Origin of the sequence: Pseudochelatococcus lubricantis, assembly GCF_042432495.1 — a bacterium.
Lineage (GTDB): Bacteria > Pseudomonadota > Alphaproteobacteria > Rhizobiales > Beijerinckiaceae > Pseudochelatococcus > Pseudochelatococcus lubricantis.
Genome location: NZ_JBHLXC010000006.1, coordinates 1 through 19,354, shown reverse-complemented (window position 1 = coordinate 19,354; position 19,354 = coordinate 1). Strand labels below are relative to the sequence as shown.

Sequence of the window (19,354 nt, the reverse complement as noted above, 5' to 3'; positions counted from 1 at the left end):
ATGCGGACGTTCCATGCGGGCTTCGAGCCCGGACATCCGCCGGTGCGCGTGTGCCTCGGCGCAGGCGTCCGCGCCGGGATCGGCGCCGAGGTCGTGGCGCTCGGCCTGTCCCGCGCGCTGGTGCTGACGACGCCTCAGCAGGCCGCGCAGGGCGAGGCGGTATGCGCGCAGCTCGGCGCGCTCGCGCACGGGCTGTTCAGCCGGGCGGCGATGCATACGCCCGTCGAGATCACCGAGGCGGCCGTCGAGGCCGCCCGGGGCGCCGATTGCATCGTCGCCATCGGCGGCGGCTCCACCATCGGGCTCGGCAAGGCGATTGCCCTGCGCACGGACCTGCCGCAGATCGTGCTGCCGACGACCTACGCGGGCTCCGAGGCGACGCCCGTGCTGGGCCAGACGGCGAACGGTGTCAAGGAAACCCTGCGCTCGCCGAAGGTCCAGCCGGAGGTGATCCTTTACGACCCCGAACTCGTGGCGACGCTGCCCGTCGGGCTGACCGTCACCAGCGGGCTCAACGCCATGGCGCATGCGGTCGAGGCGCTCTATGCACGCGACGCCAATCCGCTGTCGGACCAGCTCGCGCTGGGCGGCCTCCGCGCCTTCAGGGAGGGGCTGCCGCGGGTCGTGGCCGATCCGGGCAATCTCGCCGCGCGCGAGAGCACGCAGTTCGGCTCGTGGCTTTGCGGCACCGTGCTGGGCGCCGTCGGCATGGCGCTGCACCACAAGCTTTGCCACACGCTCGGCGGCAGCTTCGACCTGCCGCATGCCGAGACCCACGCGGTCCTGCTGCCGCACTCCGCCGCCTACAACGCCGGGGCGGCGGCGCGGGAACTCGCGCCGGTCGCGGAACTCTTCGGCGGTTCGGTCGGCGGCGGGCTTTACGACTTTGCGGCGGCGCTCGGCGCTCCGCTGGCGCTGAGAGACCTCGGACTCGCCAAAGCCGATCTCGACCGGGCCGCCGACCTCGCGGTGAAAAATCCCTACTGGAACCCGCGCCCCGTCGAACGGGGCGCCATCCGCGCCCTGCTGCAGCGCGCGTGGGAAGGCGCCCGTCCGCAATAGGCCGCGCGTGCCGGCCCGGCGGACGGGCACAACGACATAAAGAGGAAACGAACATGACAGCCTATTTCACCGAAGAAGGCTCCGTCGAGGCCGTCAACGCGCGCATGGGACAGGACATCGATCCGCGTCTGGCGGAAGTCATGTCCTGTCTCGTGAAGCACCTGCACGCCTTCGCCCGGGAAATCCACCTGACGCAGGCGGAATGGGAGATCGGCATCGATTTCCTGACCAGGACCGGCCAGATTTGCAGCGGCGAGCGGCAGGAGTTCATCCTGCTATCCGACACGCTCGGCTTCTCCATGCTGGTCGACGCCATCAACAACCGCCGCCCGGAAGGCGCGACGGAGAACACCGTGTTCGGCCCTTTCCACGTGGCGGGCGCCCCGGTGCGCCGGATGGGCGAGTGCATCAGCCTCGACGGCAAGGGCGAAAGCTGCCTCTACGAGGGCCGGGTCGTCGACCTCGACGGCAGTCCGATCGAGGGAGCACGGGTCGATGTTTGGTCGGATAATGCCGAGGGATTCTATGACGTCCAGCAGCCCGGCATCCAGCCGAAATGGAACAACCGCGGCATCTTCGTGACCGGCCCCGACGGGCGCTACAGCTTCATCGGCATCAAGCCGGTGTCCTATCCGATCCCGGACGACGGGCCTGTCGGACAGATGCTCGGCCATCTCGGCCGCCACCCCTATCGTCCGGCGCACATGCACTACCTCGTGACGGCTGAGGGCTACCAGAAGCTGGTGACGCACACCTTCGTCGGGGGCGACCCCTATCTCGGCTCCGACACCGTCTTCGGGGTGAAGAAGTCGCTCGTGGCTCCTTTCGAGCGTGTCGACGACGGGCCGACCTTGTGGCGCTCGCCCTTCGATTTCGTTCTCGTGCCGAAAGCGGACGTCAGCCCGGGTGCCGCGCGGGACAAGGCCGTTCCCCCTTCATGACGGGGCAACGCGGGACAACCGCCGGCAAGAACCGGATTTTCACATCAGGGAGGAAAATGATGCGTGAGAGTGAAACGCCCCTTGACGTCGATCGGTTGATCGACGAGGGGCAATGGACGCCTTTTCAGACGATGACGGTTGGCCTGTGCGCGGCGGTCACCGTGATCGACGGTTTCGACACGCAGGCCATTGCCTACGTGGCGCCTGTTCTGGCAAAGGAATGGGGCCTGGGTCCAGCCGCCTTCGGGCCGGTTTTCTCGGTTGGGCTCATCGGCATGATGGTCGGCGCGCTCGCTTTGGGGCCGATTGCCGACCGCTTCGGCCGAAAGCTGGCGATCGTCGCGTCCGTGGCGCTCATGGCGGTGTTCTCGCTCGCGACGATGTTTGCGCAATCCATCGAGACGCTGATCGTGCTGCGGTTCCTGACGGGACTGGGGCTCGGCGGCGCCATGCCGAACGTCATCGCCCTCAGCGCCGAATATACGCCGGCGCGCTGGCGCTCGACGGCCGTCGGCGTCATGTTCTGCGGTTTTCCGTTCGGTGCCGTTGTCGGCGGCCTTCTGGCGGCGCAAATGATCCCGGCGTTCGGCTGGCAAAGCGTTTTTCTGGTCGGCGGCGTCGTTCCACTGGTTCTCATGGCTGTCCTGATCCCGGTATTGCCGGAGTCCGTCCGCTTCCTCGTTACCAGAAGCGGCGCCGAGGCGCGGGCGGCGAAGCTGATCGCCCGGGCCGTGCCGAACGCGCGGCTGCCGGAAAAACCGACCTTCCTGACGTCGCAAAAAGTCAACGACGCCAATCGCACGACGGCGCGCGCGGAGCTGTTCGGCCCCAGTCGGATCGCCATCACGCTGCTGTTGTGGGTGACGTTCTTCATGAACCTGCTCATGTATTACTTCCTGATCAGCTGGCTGCCGCTGACCTTGCAGCATGCGGGCATCGCCCTCTCCCGCGCCATTCTGTTCACCGCGTTGCTGAACGCGGGCGGCATAGTCGGCACCATCGTGCTCGCGCGCGTCATCGACCGCGCCGGCTCCTTCAGGATACTCGGGGGCGTGCTGTTCGCGGCGGCCTTTGCCATTGCCGCCATCGGCTACGTCGGAACAGAAGGCGGGCTGGCGCTTGCGGTAGCGGTTTTCGTTGCCGGCTTTTGCGTCAACGGTGCCCAGAACAACATGAACGCGCTCGCGGCCGGGATTTACAGCACGCCCGCGCGTTCCACGGGCGTGGGTTTCGCCCTCGGCATCGGCCGCGTCGGCTCGATTCTGGGCCCCGTGGTCGGCGGCGTGCTGCTGTCGGCGAGCATGCCCTTGCAGACGCTGTTCCTCATCGGCGCGCTGCCGGCGCTGATCGCCGCGTCCACCATGTTCTTCCTGAACCGGCGTACGCATCCGCAGGTCGCCGTGGCCACGGTACCGGGCCACTGAGGGAGGCGCACCCGACAACCTCCAAAGCAATTTCAGCAGGAGCGGACGCCGCTATTGCTCCTGGAGTTGCGTAAAAACAAAGAAATAAACCATTGTTGCGTTTCTATGGAACGTAGAAATGGTCTGGCTATTCCGACAAGGACAGGGCAGGCTGTACAGGTAAGATTCCACGTTTGTCAGGGGGGAACCGATGTACAAGCACATTCTTATTGCAACCGACGGATCGGAGCTTGCGGGCAGAGGCATCGACCACGGGCTTGCTCTGGCCAAGGCACTCAACGCGAAGGTCACGGTCCTGAGCGTGACGCATCCTCTCCAGAACCAGGCCGCGCAGGCGGCCATGGACTCCGGCATTCCGGATCCGTTCTCGCGCTACGACCAGCAGGTCGACGCCGACATGCAGAAGCGGTTCGCCGCTATCGAGAAACGTGCGGCCGAGCAGGCTGTAACCGTGGAACTGGCGCACGAGATCGACGACTATCCCGCCGAGGCCATCGTCCGGTTCGCAAAGCTCCGGGATTGCGACCTCATCGTCATGTCGTCCCACGGCCGGCGCGGGGCCCGCAGGCTGGTACTCGGCAGCCAGACCGCGGAAGTCGTGACCCATACGACGATCCCCGTGCTTGTCATTCGATAATCGCCCGTAGCAGGATGGCGGCTGTCACTGCCGCCATCGCATCGCCCTGTCCGTCAGAGGGGCCGCAGACCGCCGGTCGCCTCGCGCTACAGCGTTCCGTTGATGGCGAAATCGAAAATCTGATAACTCCTGATCAGCGAACAGGCGGCGCGTTGCCTGTAGTCGGCGTTGAGGGGGCGGTTCAGGATCAGGGGCACCCTCGTCTCCTCGATGCTGCCGTGGGTACGCAGGCGGTGCCCTTTCAGGCCGCTCAGGTCGTGCTGGCGCGCGGAACTCCCGATGCACATTTCCTTCCGGGAGATGGCCATCACATCGGCCTCGCGGTCTTCCGGCAGATCGAACAGGCGGCACGCCGTCTCCTTGTCCAGCGCGAGGTCCACGCCGTGGACGGAGGCGATGCGGTTGATGATCGCCTGCACGCTCACGTTGCCCTTGCTCCAGATGCGCACGAAGCTGCCCAGCGCGCCATGGTGCGCCACGAAGGCATCCGTGATGGGGCAGATGACCGTGGTTTCGCCCACGCCGAACGTGGCGTCGAGAATATCCTGCAACCAGATCACGTTCGGTTCGCCAGCCGCATCGCTCTTGTCGCTCATGCCGTGATCCGCGATCAGGCCGAGGGTGATGTCCTCCTGCACGAGGCGGCCGAAGACGTCGTCCAGCCTCTTGTAGAATTCGCAGGCTTCTTTCTCTTCAGGCGACCATTTGTGCTGCACGAAATCAGTCAGCGACAGGTACATCACATCGGGGCGGCGATCCTTCAGCAGCCGGATACCGGCCTCAAGCACGAACAGGGACAGCTCCACGGAGTACATATCCGGCTGCGGCATTCCGACGTAGTCGAGCAGGTTCTCGATGCCGTTCTCCTCCAGCGTGCAGCGGTCCGCGAACTCGGATGAGAACGACACGTGCCCCTTGCCGACGTCGAGCCCCTTGCCGAGTTGGCGGCGCAGCTTGTCCTTGGCCGTAATCGATACGACTTTCGCGCCCGCGTCGGCGAAGCCGGCCAGTATCGTATCGCCGCGCAGGAGTTCGGGGCCGGTCATCGCCACCGGCTCCCATGTCGCCGTGTCGAGATAGAAATTGCCCGAAATTCCATGTCGCGCTGTCGGCGTGCCGGTGATGATCGAGATATTGTTCGGGCAGGTGAACGACGGCATCGAGCCAATCGCGACCGTCGCGAACCCCTCCTCGATGAAGCGCCGGATGTTGGGAATGACGCCGTCGGCAAGATACCTTTCGAGATAGGCGGGATCGCCGCCGTCGATGCAGACGACGACGACCGGCCGCTGCGGCCAACGATATCGAACGCCGTTGATGGTGACATGATCTGGCATGGCTGATGGGCCTTTCTTATTGATTGTGAGGGGAAGCGGCGCTGCGTTCCGACGAACGGAGAGCGCATGGCCTTTGGGGACGGACATGACGGGATGACATTTCGCTGATCGCCATCCCGATCTATCCGGTTGATGAAGAGTGGTCTGTCCGGAAAGCGGCGTCCGCGTGCCGGGTCGCGTTCGATCGGATCCGGGGCTCAGGCGACCTGCGTCGCGTCCGTGATGGTCACGTCCGGCAGCGGCGGCAGCATCGCGGCGATGAGCTTGCGGGTATAGGGCTCCCGCGGCGCGGTCAGGATCGCCCCGGCATCGCCCTGCTCGACAATCCGCCCCCGATGCATCACGGCGATACGGTCGGATATCCAGCGCACGATCTCGATGTCGTGTCCGACGAACATCATCGCGAAACCCCGCCTGGCCTGCAGTTCCTTCAGCATCAGCAGGACCTGCATCTGCACCGTGGCGTCGAGCGCCGAAACGATCTCGTCGCAGATTAGCAGCTCGGGTTCCGAAAGAAGCGCCCGCGCGATGCAGACGCGCTGGCGCTGGCCGCCGGAGAGCTGGTGGGGATAGCGGCGCAGGTATTCCGGCCCGAGATTGACGTCGGCGAGCGCCCGCTCGATCTTCTCCGCGCTGCCGGAGCCGGACAGACGCAGCAGTTCGAGTGGCTCGCGCATGGCGCTTTCGATGGTGAGGCGCGGATTCAGCGCGCCATACGGGTTCTGGAAAATGATCTGGCAGCGCCGGCGCAAGTCACGGTCGATGGTGCGGGCATGCGCGATCGGCGCGCCGAACAGGCTGATCTCGCCGGAGGTCGGCCGGAGCAGGCCGCTGACGAGTTTCGCGAGGGTAGACTTGCCGGAGCCGGATTCGCCGAGTATCCCGAGCGTCTCGCCCGCCCCGATCCGCAGGGAAACACCGTCCAGCGCCCGCCAGGGCCGCGCGAACAGGCGCCGCACGGGATAGTCGTAAGCGAGCTGCGAAACCTCGACGGCGGGCTGCCCCCGCGTCACCGCCGCCGGTGCGGGGGCGGCCCTCAGGATGCTCCGCGTCGAGACGAGCCGGCGCGTATAGTCGTGCTTCGGATGCGCCAGAACGGCGCCCGCTGCCCCCTGCTCCACGGCCTCGCCCGCGCGCATCACGACGAGCTGCTGCGCGAGATCGGCCGCGGCGGCAAGGTCGTGGGTGATGAACAGCATGGCATTGCCGATCCGCGCCTGCAGCCGCTTGAGCAGGGCGAGGATTTCTGCCTGCACGGTCGCGTCGAGCGCGCTGGTCGGCTCGTCGGCGATCAGGAGCCTCGGCTCCGCCGCGAGCGCCATCGCCAGCATCGCGCGCTGCTGCTGCCCGCCGGACAGCTCATGCGGGAAACGCCGGACGATCGACGGCGGGTCGGGCAGCTCGACAAGCTCGATCAGTTCGATCAGCCGCTCGCGCCTGCTCGTGCGGTCGGCCGCGCCCGCGCGGTCAATCGCCTCGGCGATCTGGCCGCCGACGGTCATGAAGGGGCTGAGGCAGCTCATCGGGTCCTGAAAGACCATGCTCATCCTGCGGCCGCGCAGCGCCCGCATCGCCGTCTCGTCGTCGGGCCGCAGCGGGACGCCGTCCAGCAGCAGGCGCGAACGGGCGCCGAGCTGCGCATTCGGCGGCAGCAACCCCATGATCGCCAGCGCGGTCATGGACTTGCCCGAGCCGGATTCGCCGATCAGCGCCAGCGTTTCGCCCTTGTCGATAGCGAACGACAGGTCGAGCACGATCCGCCGGCCGGCAATCGCGATATCGAGGTCGTGAAGTTCGAGAACAGGGTGCGTCATGCGAGCCTCGGATCGACAAGGCGGTGCAGCACGTCCATCGTGGTGTTGATGAGCACGAGGCTGACCGAGATCAGCGTCACCGCCGCGAGAATGACGGGATAATCCCGCCCGTGAATGGCGTTCAACGTCAGGCTGCCGAGGCCCGGCAGGGCGAACAGCACCTCCATGGTAAGCGAGCCGGCGACGAGGCTGCCGAGCACGAGGCCCGACAGCGCCAGCACGACGCCCATCGTCGCGGGCATCACGTGGAAGACGGACACCCGCCACGGCGACAGCCCCTTGGCGCGCGCCGTGCGCACGTGCGGCAGCGTGACGGCCTCCTTCAGCTCTTCCCGCAACTGCTTGACGATCTGGCCGGCGTTGTCGAGGCCGATGATCAGGACGGGCGCCAGCAGCCCCCCGATGACCGGCAGCCAGCCGAGCCAGATCGAGAAGACGAGGATCGCGATGACGCCGGCGCAAAAGGTTGGCACGGCGATAGACCAGATGTTGACGCCGTCGATCAGCACATCGAACAGACGGGACGGCCGCGCCGTCGCCGCCAGCGCCAGAACAAGCGCCAGCGTGAGGCCGAAGGCGAAGCTCAGCACCGTCAGCTTCAGCGTCACCGGCACTGCCGTCGCCAGCATATCCATCACCGGCCGGTCGAAACGGATCGAGCGCCCGAAATCGCCAGCAACGGCATGGGTGACCCAGTCTCCGAACTGCACGGCGAGCGGTTGGTCGAGACCGAGGTCATGGCGCATCTGCACCTGCTGTTCGGCGGTGAGGCCCCCTTCGAGGCCCAGCACGTCGACGACGTCGCCCGGCATCACACGGCAGAGCAGAAAGGTCAGCATCACGATGCAGGCGCACTGCACGAGGCCCCGCAGCAGGGTGCCGAGGACGGAAAGAACGCGCGCCATCAGCAGCCTCCTGCTTCAACAGGCCGGACGGCGGCGGGCGCGGGGTCGGCCGCCGGTCCCGGGACGTCCGTTTCCTGACGTATCGGATCGAAGCGCCGGCGCAACTGGTTGCCGAGCAGGGAGAGGCTCAGCGTGAGCAGCACGAGGGTGACGAGAGGCGCCATGATCGCATGCGGCGCGCGCTCGATGAAGCGGCTCGAATCCGCGATCATGCGGCCCCATGTCGGCGCGTCGGGCGAGGAACCGACGCCGAGGAAGCTCAGCACCGATTCCGTGACGATGCAGCGCGGCAGGATGATCGCGGCCTGCGTGATCAGCGTGCCGGCGATATTGGGCAGGATATGGCGGCTCAGGATATGAAACCCGTTGCCGCCGAAGCTCGCGGCGGCTAGCACATAGTCCCGCGCGGCTTCGCGATGGTAAGCGGCGCGCGTGACATAGGCCACGACCGGGACGAAGGAGACGCCGAGGGCAATCGTCAGCGGGCCGGAACCGCTGCCGAGACCGACGATGAGCAGAAGAGCGAGAAGCGTGCCCGGCAGGGCGCGGATCAGGTCGATGGCCGCGAACAGGATGCGCTCCGCCCAGTGCCCGAGAGTGAGCGCCAGCAGCCCGAGGCCGGCACCGGCCGCGAACGCGATGACGGTGCCGAGCGCGGAGACCGCCAGCGTGGAACGCGCGCCGTAAAGCAGGCGCGACAGAATATCACGCCCCAGATGGTCGGTGCCGAGCGGAAACCCGGCGCCCGGCCCCTTGTTGAGCTGCAGCAGATCCTGATCGAGAGGCGAATGCGCCGTCAGCCAGGGAGCTGCGAGGCCGGCTGCCGCCAGCAGCAGCACGATGGCGGCCGGAAGGCATATCCCCGCCGGGCAGTGCCGCCGCAGGAACGATGCCCGCCGTCCGGCGGGCATCATGGCGATCGGTCTGGCGGACATCAGGCGTCGATCGCGGTGACGGCGACGCCGCCGCTCGCCCAATGGCAGGCCCAGGTGAAGCCGGGGTCATAGCCCTTGATGCCATTGCGGATGGCGATGAAGTCCGGCGCATGACCGAGGACGAAGAAGTAACCCTTCTCCATGGTGCGCCGAAATGCCTGGAGGTAGAACTCCTTGCGCTTGTCGCTGTCGGGCTCCCGGACGGCCTGTTTGATGAGGCGATCGAGTTCCGGGTCCTGAATGCCGCCCCAGAGCACCGGGTTCGGGCCGTCGCTCATCAGGCGGACGAAACGCAGGAAGATATCGGAGCGCGGCCCTGAATTCGTGACGCTCATATCCCAGTCGTATTGGCCGAGCCGCTTCTGCGTGCCGATATCGTCGAGCGCGACATGGTTCACCTTGAAGCCGAGCTTGCGCACCATCTGCACCACGATCTGGGGATGGGTTTCCTGCCAGGAAACGAACTCGATGGTGTGATCCTCCGGCGTCACGCCAGCTTCGGCGAGCAGCTTGCGGGCCTGATCGAGATCGGGCTTGCGGAACTCGTCCGCGTCATGGAGGGCCTGGTCGAAATAGATGTTGCCGGAGGCGACCAGCTGGTTGGTGACGATGCTCTTGTCGCCGCCGACAAAGTTCATCACGGCCGCCTTGTCGACCGCATGCATGAGGGCACGGCGAACCCTGATATCGTCGAAGGGCTTGCGCGGCTTGCGGTTGTTGAAGGCGGCAAAGTACCACGCCGTGTCCTTGAGGCCGGAGATTTCGGCAACACCCGCCTTTTGCAGATCCTGCGCCGCCTGCAGATCGACGCTGACGATGTGCAGGTCACCGGCGCGCAGGGCAAGACTCTTGTCGATGCCGTCGCGCAGGTCGAACTCGACCGCTTCCACACGCGGCGCGCCGGCCTTCCAGTAGTCGGCGAAGGCAGGGGCGACGAGCTTCACTTTCGGCTGCCAGTCGCCGAAGGTGAAAGGCCCGGTGCCGATGGGCAACGAGATCGTCTCGTCCCAACCCGCGGATTTCGGCGACAGTATCCACAGCTCGGAAAGCAGGTTGAGGAAGGGAGCAAAGGGCTCGTCGAGCGTGACCACGACGGTCCTGTCGTCGGGCGTTTCGAGTTTCGATACCTGCTGAAGCGCGGACACGAGCCAGCCGCCCTTCACCTTGCTCTTGACGCGCTCGAAATTGGCGGCCACGTCGCGCGCCGTCAGGAGATCGCCGTTGTGGAAGCGCACGCCCTCGCGCAGGCGGAACGTGTAGGTCAGCCCATCGGGCGACACGGCGAAGGACTCGGCCAGGAAGGGCTCCACCGCGCCGTTGGCCGCGATCGAGGTCAGCGCCTCGACATAGCTCTGCTGCACCGCGATGCTGCCGGTGTGGCGATGCGGATCGGAAGTATCGAGGCCGAGCGTCGCATATTTCAGAACGCCCTTGCGCGCGTTCTGGGCGAGCACCCGGACGGGCAGGACCGTCAGCGCCCCGGCAAGAGTGGCAGCGCCGGCGAGGAGTCCGCGGCGGCTGGTTACGAAGCTGGTCATGAGTGGATATCCCGTGTTGCGTGAGATAAGGACGGCGACTGCAGCGGACGGCCGTCGAGGCCGTTCGTGTCGCGTCCGAGGAAGGTCAGGATGGTCGGCGCAAGGTCGATGGCCGACGTCGTTTCCGCGATCTCCGCCCCCGGCGCGAAACCGGCGCCGTCGAGGATCAGGAAAGGAGATTGCTCATAGCGGCCGAGGCCGCCGTGCTGGCCGCAGCCGAGGCGGTCCGGCTTGCCTTCCGCCGGCCTGGCGGCGACGCTGAGGCCCGGCACGCCGAACGCATTCCTGGCCTCGTCATCCGCCGCCAGCGAGATGGCGAACGCCAGGCCGCCGCCCGCAGGCACGCCGTGCTCGGCGAAGTTTTCCGGCCCGATCAGCCGCCCCACCCAGTCGCACCCAGCGAGGAATGCGCCAAGACGCGGCAGGACGTCGGCATGCCGGGGATCGACGTAGATCAGCGCCGCGGTCCCGTTGGGGGCGACCACGACATCGGCCGAGCCGTGACCGGCTTTCAGGCCCTCCCCGATCAGGATGGCGTCGATGTCGACCACGTGCGACACGGTCTGATGACCATGGTCGGAGCCGACGGCCAGCAGGATGTCCTCGCCCTTGGCGCGGGCATTCGCAACCGCTGCTATCACCTTGCCGGCATGTGCGTCGGCGCGGCGCAGCGCCTCGCGATGTTCCGGCGAGCCCAGCGGGAAGGCGTGCTGGGTGGTGTCGGGATGGCCGAACCAGGCGAGCGCCAAGGCGGGACCACTCTCGCCGAAGGCGTTTTCGACGAAGCGTTCCGCCATCGCGGCGTCCCCGTCCAGGTCGGGGCTGATGGCCAGCACCCCCTCGCCCTCGACGGGCGTCCTCCCCGGGCCGAAGGACCCGGCGCGGTGATAGACGTGGCCGTGGCCGTCCGGATCGTGCAGATAGGCCGCGCCCGGCGACACGTTGCTGAAGACGGCCACACCGCCCGCAGCTTCAAGACGCTCGGCCAGGGTCGGCACCGCGAGAGCATGGCCGGTCAGGCGCCGCTTGTGGCCGATGAAGTCGGGTTTTCCGGCATCGAAAAGGGTCAGCGCGCCATCCTGCTCCAATGCGATCGTGTTGCCCGCAAGGCTGTGGCGGGAAGGCAGGCAACCTGTCGCGACGCTGGAGGAGACGACGCGCGTAACAGATGGAAACACGGAGCGGTGAGCGGCGCACCAGGTGCTCCCCGCGCGCATCGCCGCGAGATAGGGAGTGCCGTCCGGCGTCACGAAGTCGCGCCGCAGACCATCGAGGATGACGACGACCGCACGTCTGTTCGCCGACATCGTCAACCCTCCCCGCGGCCGGTTCCGCGCGGGCGACGCCCGTCCGCAAAGGTCATACCGGAACCGGATGCCGGCGCGTGCGATCGGCTGTTTTCGATGGACAAGGCATACCCCCTCATGAAACTGTCATGGACTTGGTGTAGAAGTATTTTTCTGCATTCGTGACAAGAATATTTAAGCATTTGCATTATGATGAATAATAAATTTTGTGTACAGTGACTTTATCGGAGAGAGGATGTGACTTAATGGAACAAACGAAGCGCCGTCTCCCGTCCTTGAAGGCCCTTCTGTTCCTCGAAAGCGTCATCCGGACTGGCAGCGTTACTTCCGCCGCAGACGAGCTTTCCGTCTCGCACAGCGCTGTCAGCAAACAACTGTCACATTTGCAGGAATGGTTCGGCGCTCCTCTCTTCGCGGAGAAGCGCAAGGGTATGATCCCGACGCCGGAGACCGCCCGACTCGCGGCCGTGCTGGGAGAGGCGTTCGACCGGATTCAGGACGTGCTCGACGAGGTGCGCGCGGGCACCACGCCGCCGGTCAAGCTGCGGGTGATCGCGCCGGCGACCTTCGCGATGCAATGGCTCGTGCCCCGGCTTCCCGAGTTTCACGTTTCGGGAGGACAGCCGGTGGATGTCATGGTGAGGCCGACGCACACGCCGGAGAAATGGCTCGAAATTCCCTTCGACGTCGCCGTCCGGCGGGGAGACGTCATTCCGTCGCAGTTCTCCCCCTGCCACCTGTTCACGGAGGAGCTGACGCTGGCGGTCTCGTCGCGGCTCCTCGCCGAAACGGGTGGGCTCGACAGGGACGGATTGAAGAAGATCAGTCTGCTGGAAGCGGCGACGCGGCCGGGCGAGCTGCAGGCATGGTTGCAGAATGCCGGCCTGCCGAAATCCCTCGCCAGGCCGGCGCTGCGTTTTCCGCATTTCTATGTCGCGCTCGGCGCGATGCTCGCCGGCCGGGGAGCGCTCGTCGTCCCCCGGTTTCTGATAACCGATGCCCTTGAGCGGGGTGAGGTCGTCGAGCCCTGGCCAGACAGCCGCATCGTCGGTTCCGAGTACCACGTACTCGCGAACCCGGCCTCGCACGAAGCCGCCACCTGCCAGCGTTTCATCAACTGGGTGAGAAACCTGACCCAGCCGGTGTCCCAGGGGGCTGCGTAGCAGCCCGCCCCGTTGCGGTCACGCGCTACGCCAGCGCGGTGATGAGGTCCTTCAGCGTCCTGAGCAGGGCCGCCTCGCGCTCCGGCCCGAGAATCGACCTGAGATGCGCGCTTTGTATGCGCGCCTTCTCGGCAAGGCGCGCATTGAGTTCGGCACCGGCTTCGGTGACATAGCTGGCATAGGCGCGGCGGTCGTCATCAAGTCGCACGCGCCGGATCAGCCCCTCATCCTCCATATAGCGCAGGATCTTGGCGACACTGGACTTGTCGCGGCCGGCCACCCGCGAAATCATGATCTGGGTGATGCCGGGATTATTCGCGATCAATGTCAGAATGGTAAAGCACCCCGGCCGCAAACTGTCGGCGCCGAGGCGGTCGATGAAGTTCTCGTATGTACGATCGTTCGCCAGCCGCAGATGGAAACCGATGAAGCTGTCAAGCAGCCCATAGTCGATGGCGTCGTCGAATGTCTCCTGCCCGGCGTCCACGTTTGCTCCCGCAGGAGCGGCTGAAACGTTTGTCTCCCGCATACCTTGTCTTTCATCGCTCGCACACCCCACCCGGAGGCTGTCAGTTATCATGGATACCGTCCGGGGGCTTTCCGAAAGGTTTGGTCAAAAAACACGCAGCTCTTCAACCCTTTCCATGTCCATGGGCCGTGGCACGCCTCGCGAAGTCTTCGAGCGCGTCATAGTTGAGATCGAAACCAAGCCCCGGCCTGTCGGAAAGGCAGAGCGTCTGCCCTTCCTTCTCAGGCAGCCCGAGAAACAGCGTGCGACACATCTCCACCGCCGCGAGGTGCCATTCGACAAGACCGCCGTTGACGAGGCCAGCGTGCAGATGCCCGTTGTGAAACGGAAAGGCGCCGCCGTTGGCGAGATCGACATTGTTGGCCTGCGCCAGCGCGGCAACCTTCGCGGCCGCCGTGAACCCGCCGCAGATGACCGCGTTGGGCTGCAGCACGTCGGCCGCCTCCTCGCGGATCAGTGACGCGAAGCGCCAGAGCTGCCCCTCGTTCTGCCCCGCAGCGATGCGGATGCCCGTGCGGTGACGCAACTCCCGCATCCGGACAGGGTCGTTGTCGCGCACCGGTTCCTCGAAGAATGCGATGTCAATGTCGCGCAGGGAATCGATGAGCCAGCGGGCCGCGCCTTCGTTCAAGCTGCAGTTGGCGTCGATATAGAGTTCGCTGTCCTCGCCGATCGCCTCCCGAACGAGGCGGACGCGAACCACGTCCTCCCGGAGGAGAGCGTCGATATCCACCCCCCTGTTCCGCTTGGCCAGCGCGTGGTGACCGACGACCATCTTGAAGCGCGAAACCCCCTCGGAACGCAGGTGATGGGCAGCCTCCACCAGTTGTTCGCGATCGAACGCGCCGAAGCCGAAGGTGACGTAGAGCGGCACGCTCCGCCGGGCGCCGCCAAGCAAGCGCCAGCACGGCAGCCCGACCGCCTTGCCGAGGATGTCCCAGAGCGCCAGATCGATTGCCGAAATGGCGTGGCTGGCATAGCCCGTCTGCCCGCGCGGGGTCAGCAGCCAATACAGCGTTTCGGCGATCTTTTCGCGATCGAGGGCATCGAGGCCGATGATGTTTGGCGCCACAAGCCCTTCGAGCACGGCCACCACGGCTTCCTCATCCGTGATCGACGTTATGCCATGGCCCGCAACTCCCTCCTCCGTCGTCACTTCGACCACGACACAGGAAATCGATGCTGTCGCCGATACCGAACCGACCTTCATCTTGTTGGGTATCCAGGCCGGCCAGACCCTGACGTCCTTGATGGTGAGGTTCACGGCAAAGCTCCTTCCTTCGTCGCCGGATTCGCGTGCCGGCGGGGACACAGGCATCCATCATAGGTGAAACATAAACAGGTGCAAGATAGATAGTTGACGAGTAGACGATTTTGCTGCAGCCTGACCTTATAAACAAACATAAATCCAGGAGCGGAACCTAATGTATCGTTTGCTTTCAGCGGGCCTTGCCCTGTCGCTCATGGCCGGCAGTGCCCTGGCCCAGACCGCCTTCCCCACCCAGCCCATCACCGTGGTCGTCGGCTTCGCCCCCGGCGGCGGCATGGATACGATGGCGCGCCTGGTCAGCGGCGAAATCTCGCCCCAACTCGGCCAACCCGTGATCGTCGAGAACCGGCCCGGCGCCGCCGGTACGCTGGCCCCCGCCTTCGTCGCATCGGCAAAGCCCGACGGATACACGATCTATGCCGGCGAGACCTCGGCGATCCTGGGGCCGGTGTTTCAGGGGAACGTCGGCTACGATCCCGTGAAGAGCTTTACGCCGATTGCCCGCATAGCCGTCGCGCCGCATGCGCTCGTCGCCAATCCGGGCGTCGGCGTCTCCACTGTCGCCCAGTTCATCGATCTGGTCTCGAAAAACCCCGGCGAGTATTTCTATGCCTCGCCCGGCACGGCGACGCTGCAGTATCTCGCCGGGGAGATGCTGAAGGATGCCGCGGGCATCGAGATGGAGGCCGTGCATTTTCAGGGCGGCGCGCCCTCCGTGGCGGCGGTCGTTTCGGGAGAAGTCCCGTTCGGTATCGTGAGCCTCAGCGCCGCGGCCGCGCAAGCGGAAGGCGGCAAGCTCGTCATTCTCGGCCACACTGGCCCGGAGCGCGTCAAGGGCTTCGAGAAAATCCCCCCGATCGCCGAGACGATCAAGGGCTTCGAGGCGATGCCAAGCCAGTTCATCATGGCCCCCGCCGGAACGCCCCAGGAAATCGTCGACCGCATAACCGGCGCCATCGCCCGTGCCTACGAGGGCGAAAAGCTCCCCGGCCAGTTGACGCGCGCCGGCCTGATCCCTGCCTTCCAGACGGGCGGGGAAGTGTCCGCCGAGTTGCCGGCTATCGCCAAGAAGCTGACCGAGGTCGCAATCTCCGTCCGCGACGGAACCTGACAGGCCCTGCCCGCGACCGCATTGAACACGCGACGAACGTCCGACAGTCGACGGAGCGACCGGGGACGCACGTCGCGGTCATGCGGGAGCGCCTGACAATCGCTTTCCGGATTTCCGGCGTCTCCCGCCATGCTGGAAGAGCGGCAGGTCAAAGCCCCGGCATCGGCCATAATCCCGGTATAGCGAAAACAATGCACAGTAAAAACGGGCGAACGCCGGCGTTTTTTTTGAATTCTTTCACTGGAGATCACCATGAGTATGACGATCGGACTGATCGTACCGCCGGCCGGCGATGCGGTTCCGCCGGAAGCCTACGGCCTTTATCCGGAGGGCGTGCGGTTTACCGCCCGCAGTCTTGCGCTGGAGGCGTTGACCATCGAGGGTTACAGCGAGGCGATCGAGCGCGTGGCCGCGCTGGCGCGCGAACTGCGGGACGACGAAGGTGCCGATGCCATCGCGCTCATGGGCACGTCGCTGAGTTTCTTCAGGGGAACCGGCTTCAACGATGACCTGATCAGTGTGATCGAGGAAGCGTCCGGCGTGCCGGCGACCACGATGAGCAGCGCCGTGCGCGATGCCTTGCGGACGGTCGGCGCACGGAAGGTGGCGGTCGGCACGGCCTATTCCGCGATCGTCAACCGCAAGCTTGAACAGTTCCTTGTGGATGCGGGCTTTGAGGTGCTCCACATCGGCGGCCTCGACATGACCGCCGTCGAGACCATCAGGGCTGTCGGGGCCGATGTCGTCGCCGATCTCGCCCTGGAGGCCGACCGCATGGCTGGCGGAGAGGCGGATGCCATTCTGGTTTCCTGCGGCGGACTCCCCGCGCTCGACCTCGCTGCCGCTGTCGAGCCCCGCATCGGAAAACCCGTCGTCGCCAGCGCGACGGCGGGCGTCTGGGCCGCTGTCCGCCTGCTGGGCATGAGCGGTGAGAGCCGCGCTCTGGGCAGGCTCGGACAGCTCTCGGGAGCCGCCGTCTTCTAGACCGTCTACTGCATTACGCTGAAACACAGTAGATGGTCTATCTCTTTGTTTTTACGTAACTTCAAACGAAAAAGCGGCGTCCACTTTTGCTGAAACTCCTTTGGAGGCTGTCGGTGGCCATGGATCGGCTGCACGATTCCGGGTCAACATAAAGGACGGGAACAATGTCAATAACGCGCACAGATATTTGCGTCCCCACCCGGCGGACAGACTGGAACAACATTATTGCCAGCCTCATCGTCATCGCCATATCGCTGGCATTCGGCTACATGGCGGTGGGATACGGGATCGGCTCCACGCGGCAGATGGGAGCGGGCTACTTCCCCCTCGCTCTCTCGATCATCGGCGGCGTTCTGGGAGTCCTCGTGCTGATCAGGACCATCATCGCCCCCTGCCCGGAGGAGCAGCCGGTCGACCTTCGGCGCATTCTCTTCGTCTGCGCCGCGTTCGTGGTTTTCGCGCTCGGCATCGCGCCCATGGGCCTGTTCGCCACGATCATCGCCACCACCGTGGTCGGCTCCTTCGCGCATCGCGAGGCCAGACTCCACGAAAGCGTCCTGCTGGGTGCAGGCCTCGCGGTCGCCATCTGGCTGATCTTCGTGGTCCTGCTGGGGCTGCCCATGCGCGTCTTGCCGGGAGGTTTCTGATGGATATCCTGACGCTCCTCGCAAACGGGTTCGCGACGGCTTTCACGCCCGTAAACCTCTTTTACTGCTTTGTCGGCGTCACCGTCGGCACGTTCATCGGCGTCCTGCCGGGGGTCGGAGCGATGCTGGGGATCGCCCTTCTGTTGCCGGTGACTTTCTACCTCCCTCCCGAAACCGCGATCATCATGCTTGCGGGCATCTACTATGGCGGCGAATACGGCGGCGCGATCACGTCGATACTGGTCAATGTCCCCGGCTCCACCTCCTCGGCGATCACGACACTCGACGGCTACAGGATGGCGAAGCAGGGCCGTGCGGCGGTCGCGCTGTTCGCATCCGCCGCCGCGTCGTTCATCGGCGGATCGATCGGCATCATCCTGATGACGGTGTTCTCGCCGGCGATAAGCCGCTTTGCCCTGTCCCTCAATTCGGCGGACTATTTCGCCATCATGGTCCTCGGCCTTGTGGCGGGCGCCCTCGTCGCCAGGGGATCGCTCGTCAAGGGCTTGATTGCCGTCGTGATCGGCACGCTGTTCGGCATGATAGGGACGGACCTGAGTACCGGCGTGCAGCGCTATGCTTTCGGCGTTCCCGAACTCATCGGCGGCCTCAGCGTGGCGGTGGTGGCCATGGCTTTGTTCGGCCTGCCGGAAATCATAACCGCGACGGCCGAGCCCAAAACCGACCTGTCGCGGTTCTCCCTGCGGCTGCGCGACATGATGCCGACCCGTGAGGATTTCCGGCGCAGCATCGTGCCGGCCGGCCGCGGCAGCGCCCTCGGCAGCATTCTCGGCATTCTTCCCGGCACGGGCGCAACCATTGCGTCGTTCCTGTCCTACACCGCCGAGAAGCGCCTCTCCCGTACGCCCGAAAGATTCGGCCACGGCGCCATCGAGGGCGTCGTCGGGCCGGAGGCGGCAAACAACGCCGCTGCCCAGACGAGCTTCATTCCCACCCTTGCCATCGGCATTCCGGGCACCCCGACCATGGCGCTGATGCTTGGCGCGCTGATCATCCAGGGGATACAGCCGGGCCCGGATATGATGACGTTGCACGCCGACCTCTTCTGGGCCCTGATCGCGAGCTTCTGGATCGGTAACGTCATGTTGCTGATCCTCAACATTCCCCTGGTCGGGCTGTGGGCCAAACTGGCCAACATCCCCTACCGCTTCCTGTTTCCATCGATCATCTGCCTCATCGCCGTGGGCGTCTACAGCTCCACGCTGAACACGTTCGATGTCTACGTCGTTCTTGCCATCGGACTCTTCGGCTTCGGCATGGCCATCACAGGCTTCGAGGCCGCGCCGTTTCTGATGGGCTTCATTCTCGGCCCGATGATGGAGGAAAATCTCCGGCGCGCGATGCAGCTTGGCCGGGGTGATCCCGCGGTGTTCTTCTCACGCCCGGTCAGCCTGATCTGCCTGACGATCGTGCTGACGGCGCTGTTCATTCCCGCCGTCCGCATCCTCCGGCGCCGTTTCGCCCGCCTGCCAGGTTTGCGGAACGGCCGGCCCGGGTTCCGATAGGCGGCCCGTCCCCCCGCCCGACAGCACGAAGCGAACGCCCGGGCCTAGCAGGGCCCGGGCGTTTGCTCATATCGCACGGCGGCCGTTAGGCGCTGTCTGCATTCATCTGATCCATATCATTGCGCAAGCGAGGTGAACGAAGCCCATGAATGCTTCGATCGTCTTTTCGCAACGCAATGCGATACGGCGGAACCGCTTGAGCTTGTTGAAGAAACATTCGACCT

At 65.4% G+C, this 19,354-nt stretch carries 17 protein-coding genes and 1 pseudogene; 9 read left to right on the top strand and 9 right to left on the bottom strand.

Features of this window, described 5'->3' with window-relative positions:
• From ACFFJ7_RS10945 to ACFFJ7_RS10930, 4 genes are all read left to right on the top strand, one after another.
• On the top strand, positions 1–1,062 hold the full coding sequence (locus tag ACFFJ7_RS10945; RefSeq protein ID WP_377592289.1) for a maleylacetate reductase: 1,062 nt from the start codon (positions 1–3) through the stop codon (positions 1,060–1,062).
• A 53-nt stretch (positions 1,063–1,115) separates the two neighbouring features.
• Positions 1,116–2,003 carry an intradiol ring-cleavage dioxygenase gene (locus tag ACFFJ7_RS10940; protein ID WP_377592287.1) on the top strand — a complete coding sequence of 296 codons (888 nt, stop codon included), beginning with the start codon at positions 1,116–1,118 and terminating at the stop codon, positions 2,001–2,003.
• A 59-nt stretch (positions 2,004–2,062) separates the two neighbouring features.
• Positions 2,063–3,427 carry an MFS transporter gene (locus ACFFJ7_RS10935; RefSeq protein ID WP_377592285.1) on the top strand — a complete coding sequence of 455 codons (1,365 nt, stop codon included), beginning with the start codon at positions 2,063–2,065 and terminating at the stop codon, positions 3,425–3,427.
• A 190-nt stretch (positions 3,428–3,617) separates the two neighbouring features.
• Positions 3,618–4,064: a universal stress protein gene (locus ACFFJ7_RS10930; protein ID WP_166955870.1), complete on the top strand. Its 447-nt coding sequence runs from the start codon at positions 3,618–3,620 to the stop codon at positions 4,062–4,064.
• An 86-nt stretch (positions 4,065–4,150) separates the two neighbouring features.
• Here ACFFJ7_RS10930 and phnA read toward each other — a convergent pair whose 3' ends face one another.
• From phnA to ACFFJ7_RS10900, 6 genes are all read right to left on the bottom strand, one after another.
• The gene (gene phnA, locus ACFFJ7_RS10925; RefSeq protein ID WP_377592282.1) at positions 4,151–5,401 is read right to left on the bottom strand and encodes a phosphonoacetate hydrolase; all 1,251 of its coding nucleotides are present in this window, start codon (positions 5,399–5,401) and stop codon (positions 4,151–4,153) included.
• 197 nt (positions 5,402–5,598) lie between these two features.
• Positions 5,599–7,215, bottom strand: a complete 1,617-nt coding sequence (locus tag ACFFJ7_RS10920) for a dipeptide ABC transporter ATP-binding protein (protein ID WP_377592280.1) — start codon at positions 7,213–7,215, stop codon at positions 5,599–5,601.
• Positions 7,212–8,120, bottom strand: coding sequence for an ABC transporter permease (locus tag ACFFJ7_RS10915; RefSeq protein WP_377592277.1), 909 nt, complete (start codon positions 8,118–8,120; stop codon positions 7,212–7,214). The genes ACFFJ7_RS10920 and ACFFJ7_RS10915 overlap by 4 nt, the downstream gene beginning before the upstream one ends.
• Entirely contained in the window at positions 8,120–9,055 is a 936-nt protein-coding gene (locus tag ACFFJ7_RS10910) for an ABC transporter permease (RefSeq protein ID WP_377592275.1), read from the bottom strand. Before ACFFJ7_RS10910 ends, ACFFJ7_RS10915 begins: the two co-directional genes overlap by 1 nt.
• A complete protein-coding gene (locus ACFFJ7_RS10905; protein WP_377592273.1) occupies positions 9,055–10,593 on the bottom strand; it encodes an ABC transporter substrate-binding protein in 1,539 nt (512 codons plus the stop codon). The genes ACFFJ7_RS10910 and ACFFJ7_RS10905 overlap by 1 nt, the downstream gene beginning before the upstream one ends.
• Complete coding sequence (locus ACFFJ7_RS10900; RefSeq protein ID WP_377592271.1) at positions 10,590–11,900, bottom strand: alkaline phosphatase family protein; 1,311 nt, start codon at positions 11,898–11,900, stop codon at positions 10,590–10,592. Before ACFFJ7_RS10900 ends, ACFFJ7_RS10905 begins: the two co-directional genes overlap by 4 nt.
• A gap of 245 nt (positions 11,901–12,145) precedes the next feature.
• Between ACFFJ7_RS10900 and ACFFJ7_RS10895 the strand changes: the two genes are divergently transcribed.
• Positions 12,146–13,063, top strand: a complete 918-nt coding sequence (locus ACFFJ7_RS10895) for a LysR substrate-binding domain-containing protein (protein ID WP_166955861.1) — start codon at positions 12,146–12,148, stop codon at positions 13,061–13,063.
• Positions 13,064–13,088: 25 nt separating this feature from the next.
• Here ACFFJ7_RS10895 and ACFFJ7_RS10890 read toward each other — a convergent pair whose 3' ends face one another.
• Positions 13,089–13,550, bottom strand: coding sequence for a MarR family transcriptional regulator (locus ACFFJ7_RS10890; protein ID WP_166955859.1), 462 nt, complete (start codon positions 13,548–13,550; stop codon positions 13,089–13,091).
• Between the two features lie 145 nt (positions 13,551–13,695).
• Complete coding sequence (locus tag ACFFJ7_RS10885; protein ID WP_377592268.1) at positions 13,696–14,856, bottom strand: mandelate racemase/muconate lactonizing enzyme family protein; 1,161 nt, start codon at positions 14,854–14,856, stop codon at positions 13,696–13,698.
• A gap of 160 nt (positions 14,857–15,016) precedes the next feature.
• Between ACFFJ7_RS10885 and ACFFJ7_RS10880 the strand changes: the two genes are divergently transcribed.
• The 4 genes from ACFFJ7_RS10880 to ACFFJ7_RS10865 all read left to right on the top strand — a co-directional run bounded on the left by ACFFJ7_RS10880 (position 15,017) and on the right by ACFFJ7_RS10865 (position 19,130).
• Positions 15,017–15,973: a Bug family tripartite tricarboxylate transporter substrate binding protein gene (locus tag ACFFJ7_RS10880; RefSeq protein ID WP_166955855.1), complete on the top strand. Its 957-nt coding sequence runs from the start codon at positions 15,017–15,019 to the stop codon at positions 15,971–15,973.
• A gap of 252 nt (positions 15,974–16,225) precedes the next feature.
• Positions 16,226–16,957: an arylmalonate decarboxylase gene (locus tag ACFFJ7_RS10875; RefSeq protein ID WP_377592265.1), complete on the top strand. Its 732-nt coding sequence runs from the start codon at positions 16,226–16,228 to the stop codon at positions 16,955–16,957.
• Between the two features lie 164 nt (positions 16,958–17,121).
• Entirely contained in the window at positions 17,122–17,604 is a 483-nt protein-coding gene (locus ACFFJ7_RS10870; RefSeq protein ID WP_166955851.1) for a tripartite tricarboxylate transporter TctB family protein, read from the top strand.
• Positions 17,604–19,130 (top strand): tripartite tricarboxylate transporter permease, encoded by a 1,527-nt coding sequence (locus ACFFJ7_RS10865; protein WP_166955849.1) that lies wholly within the window; start codon positions 17,604–17,606, stop codon positions 19,128–19,130. Before ACFFJ7_RS10870 ends, ACFFJ7_RS10865 begins: the two co-directional genes overlap by 1 nt.
• Positions 19,131–19,232: 102 nt before the next feature.
• Here ACFFJ7_RS10865 and ACFFJ7_RS10860 read toward each other — a convergent pair.
• Positions 19,233–19,354: pseudogene (locus ACFFJ7_RS10860) on the bottom strand (IS5-like element IS711 family transposase); the annotation flags it as partial.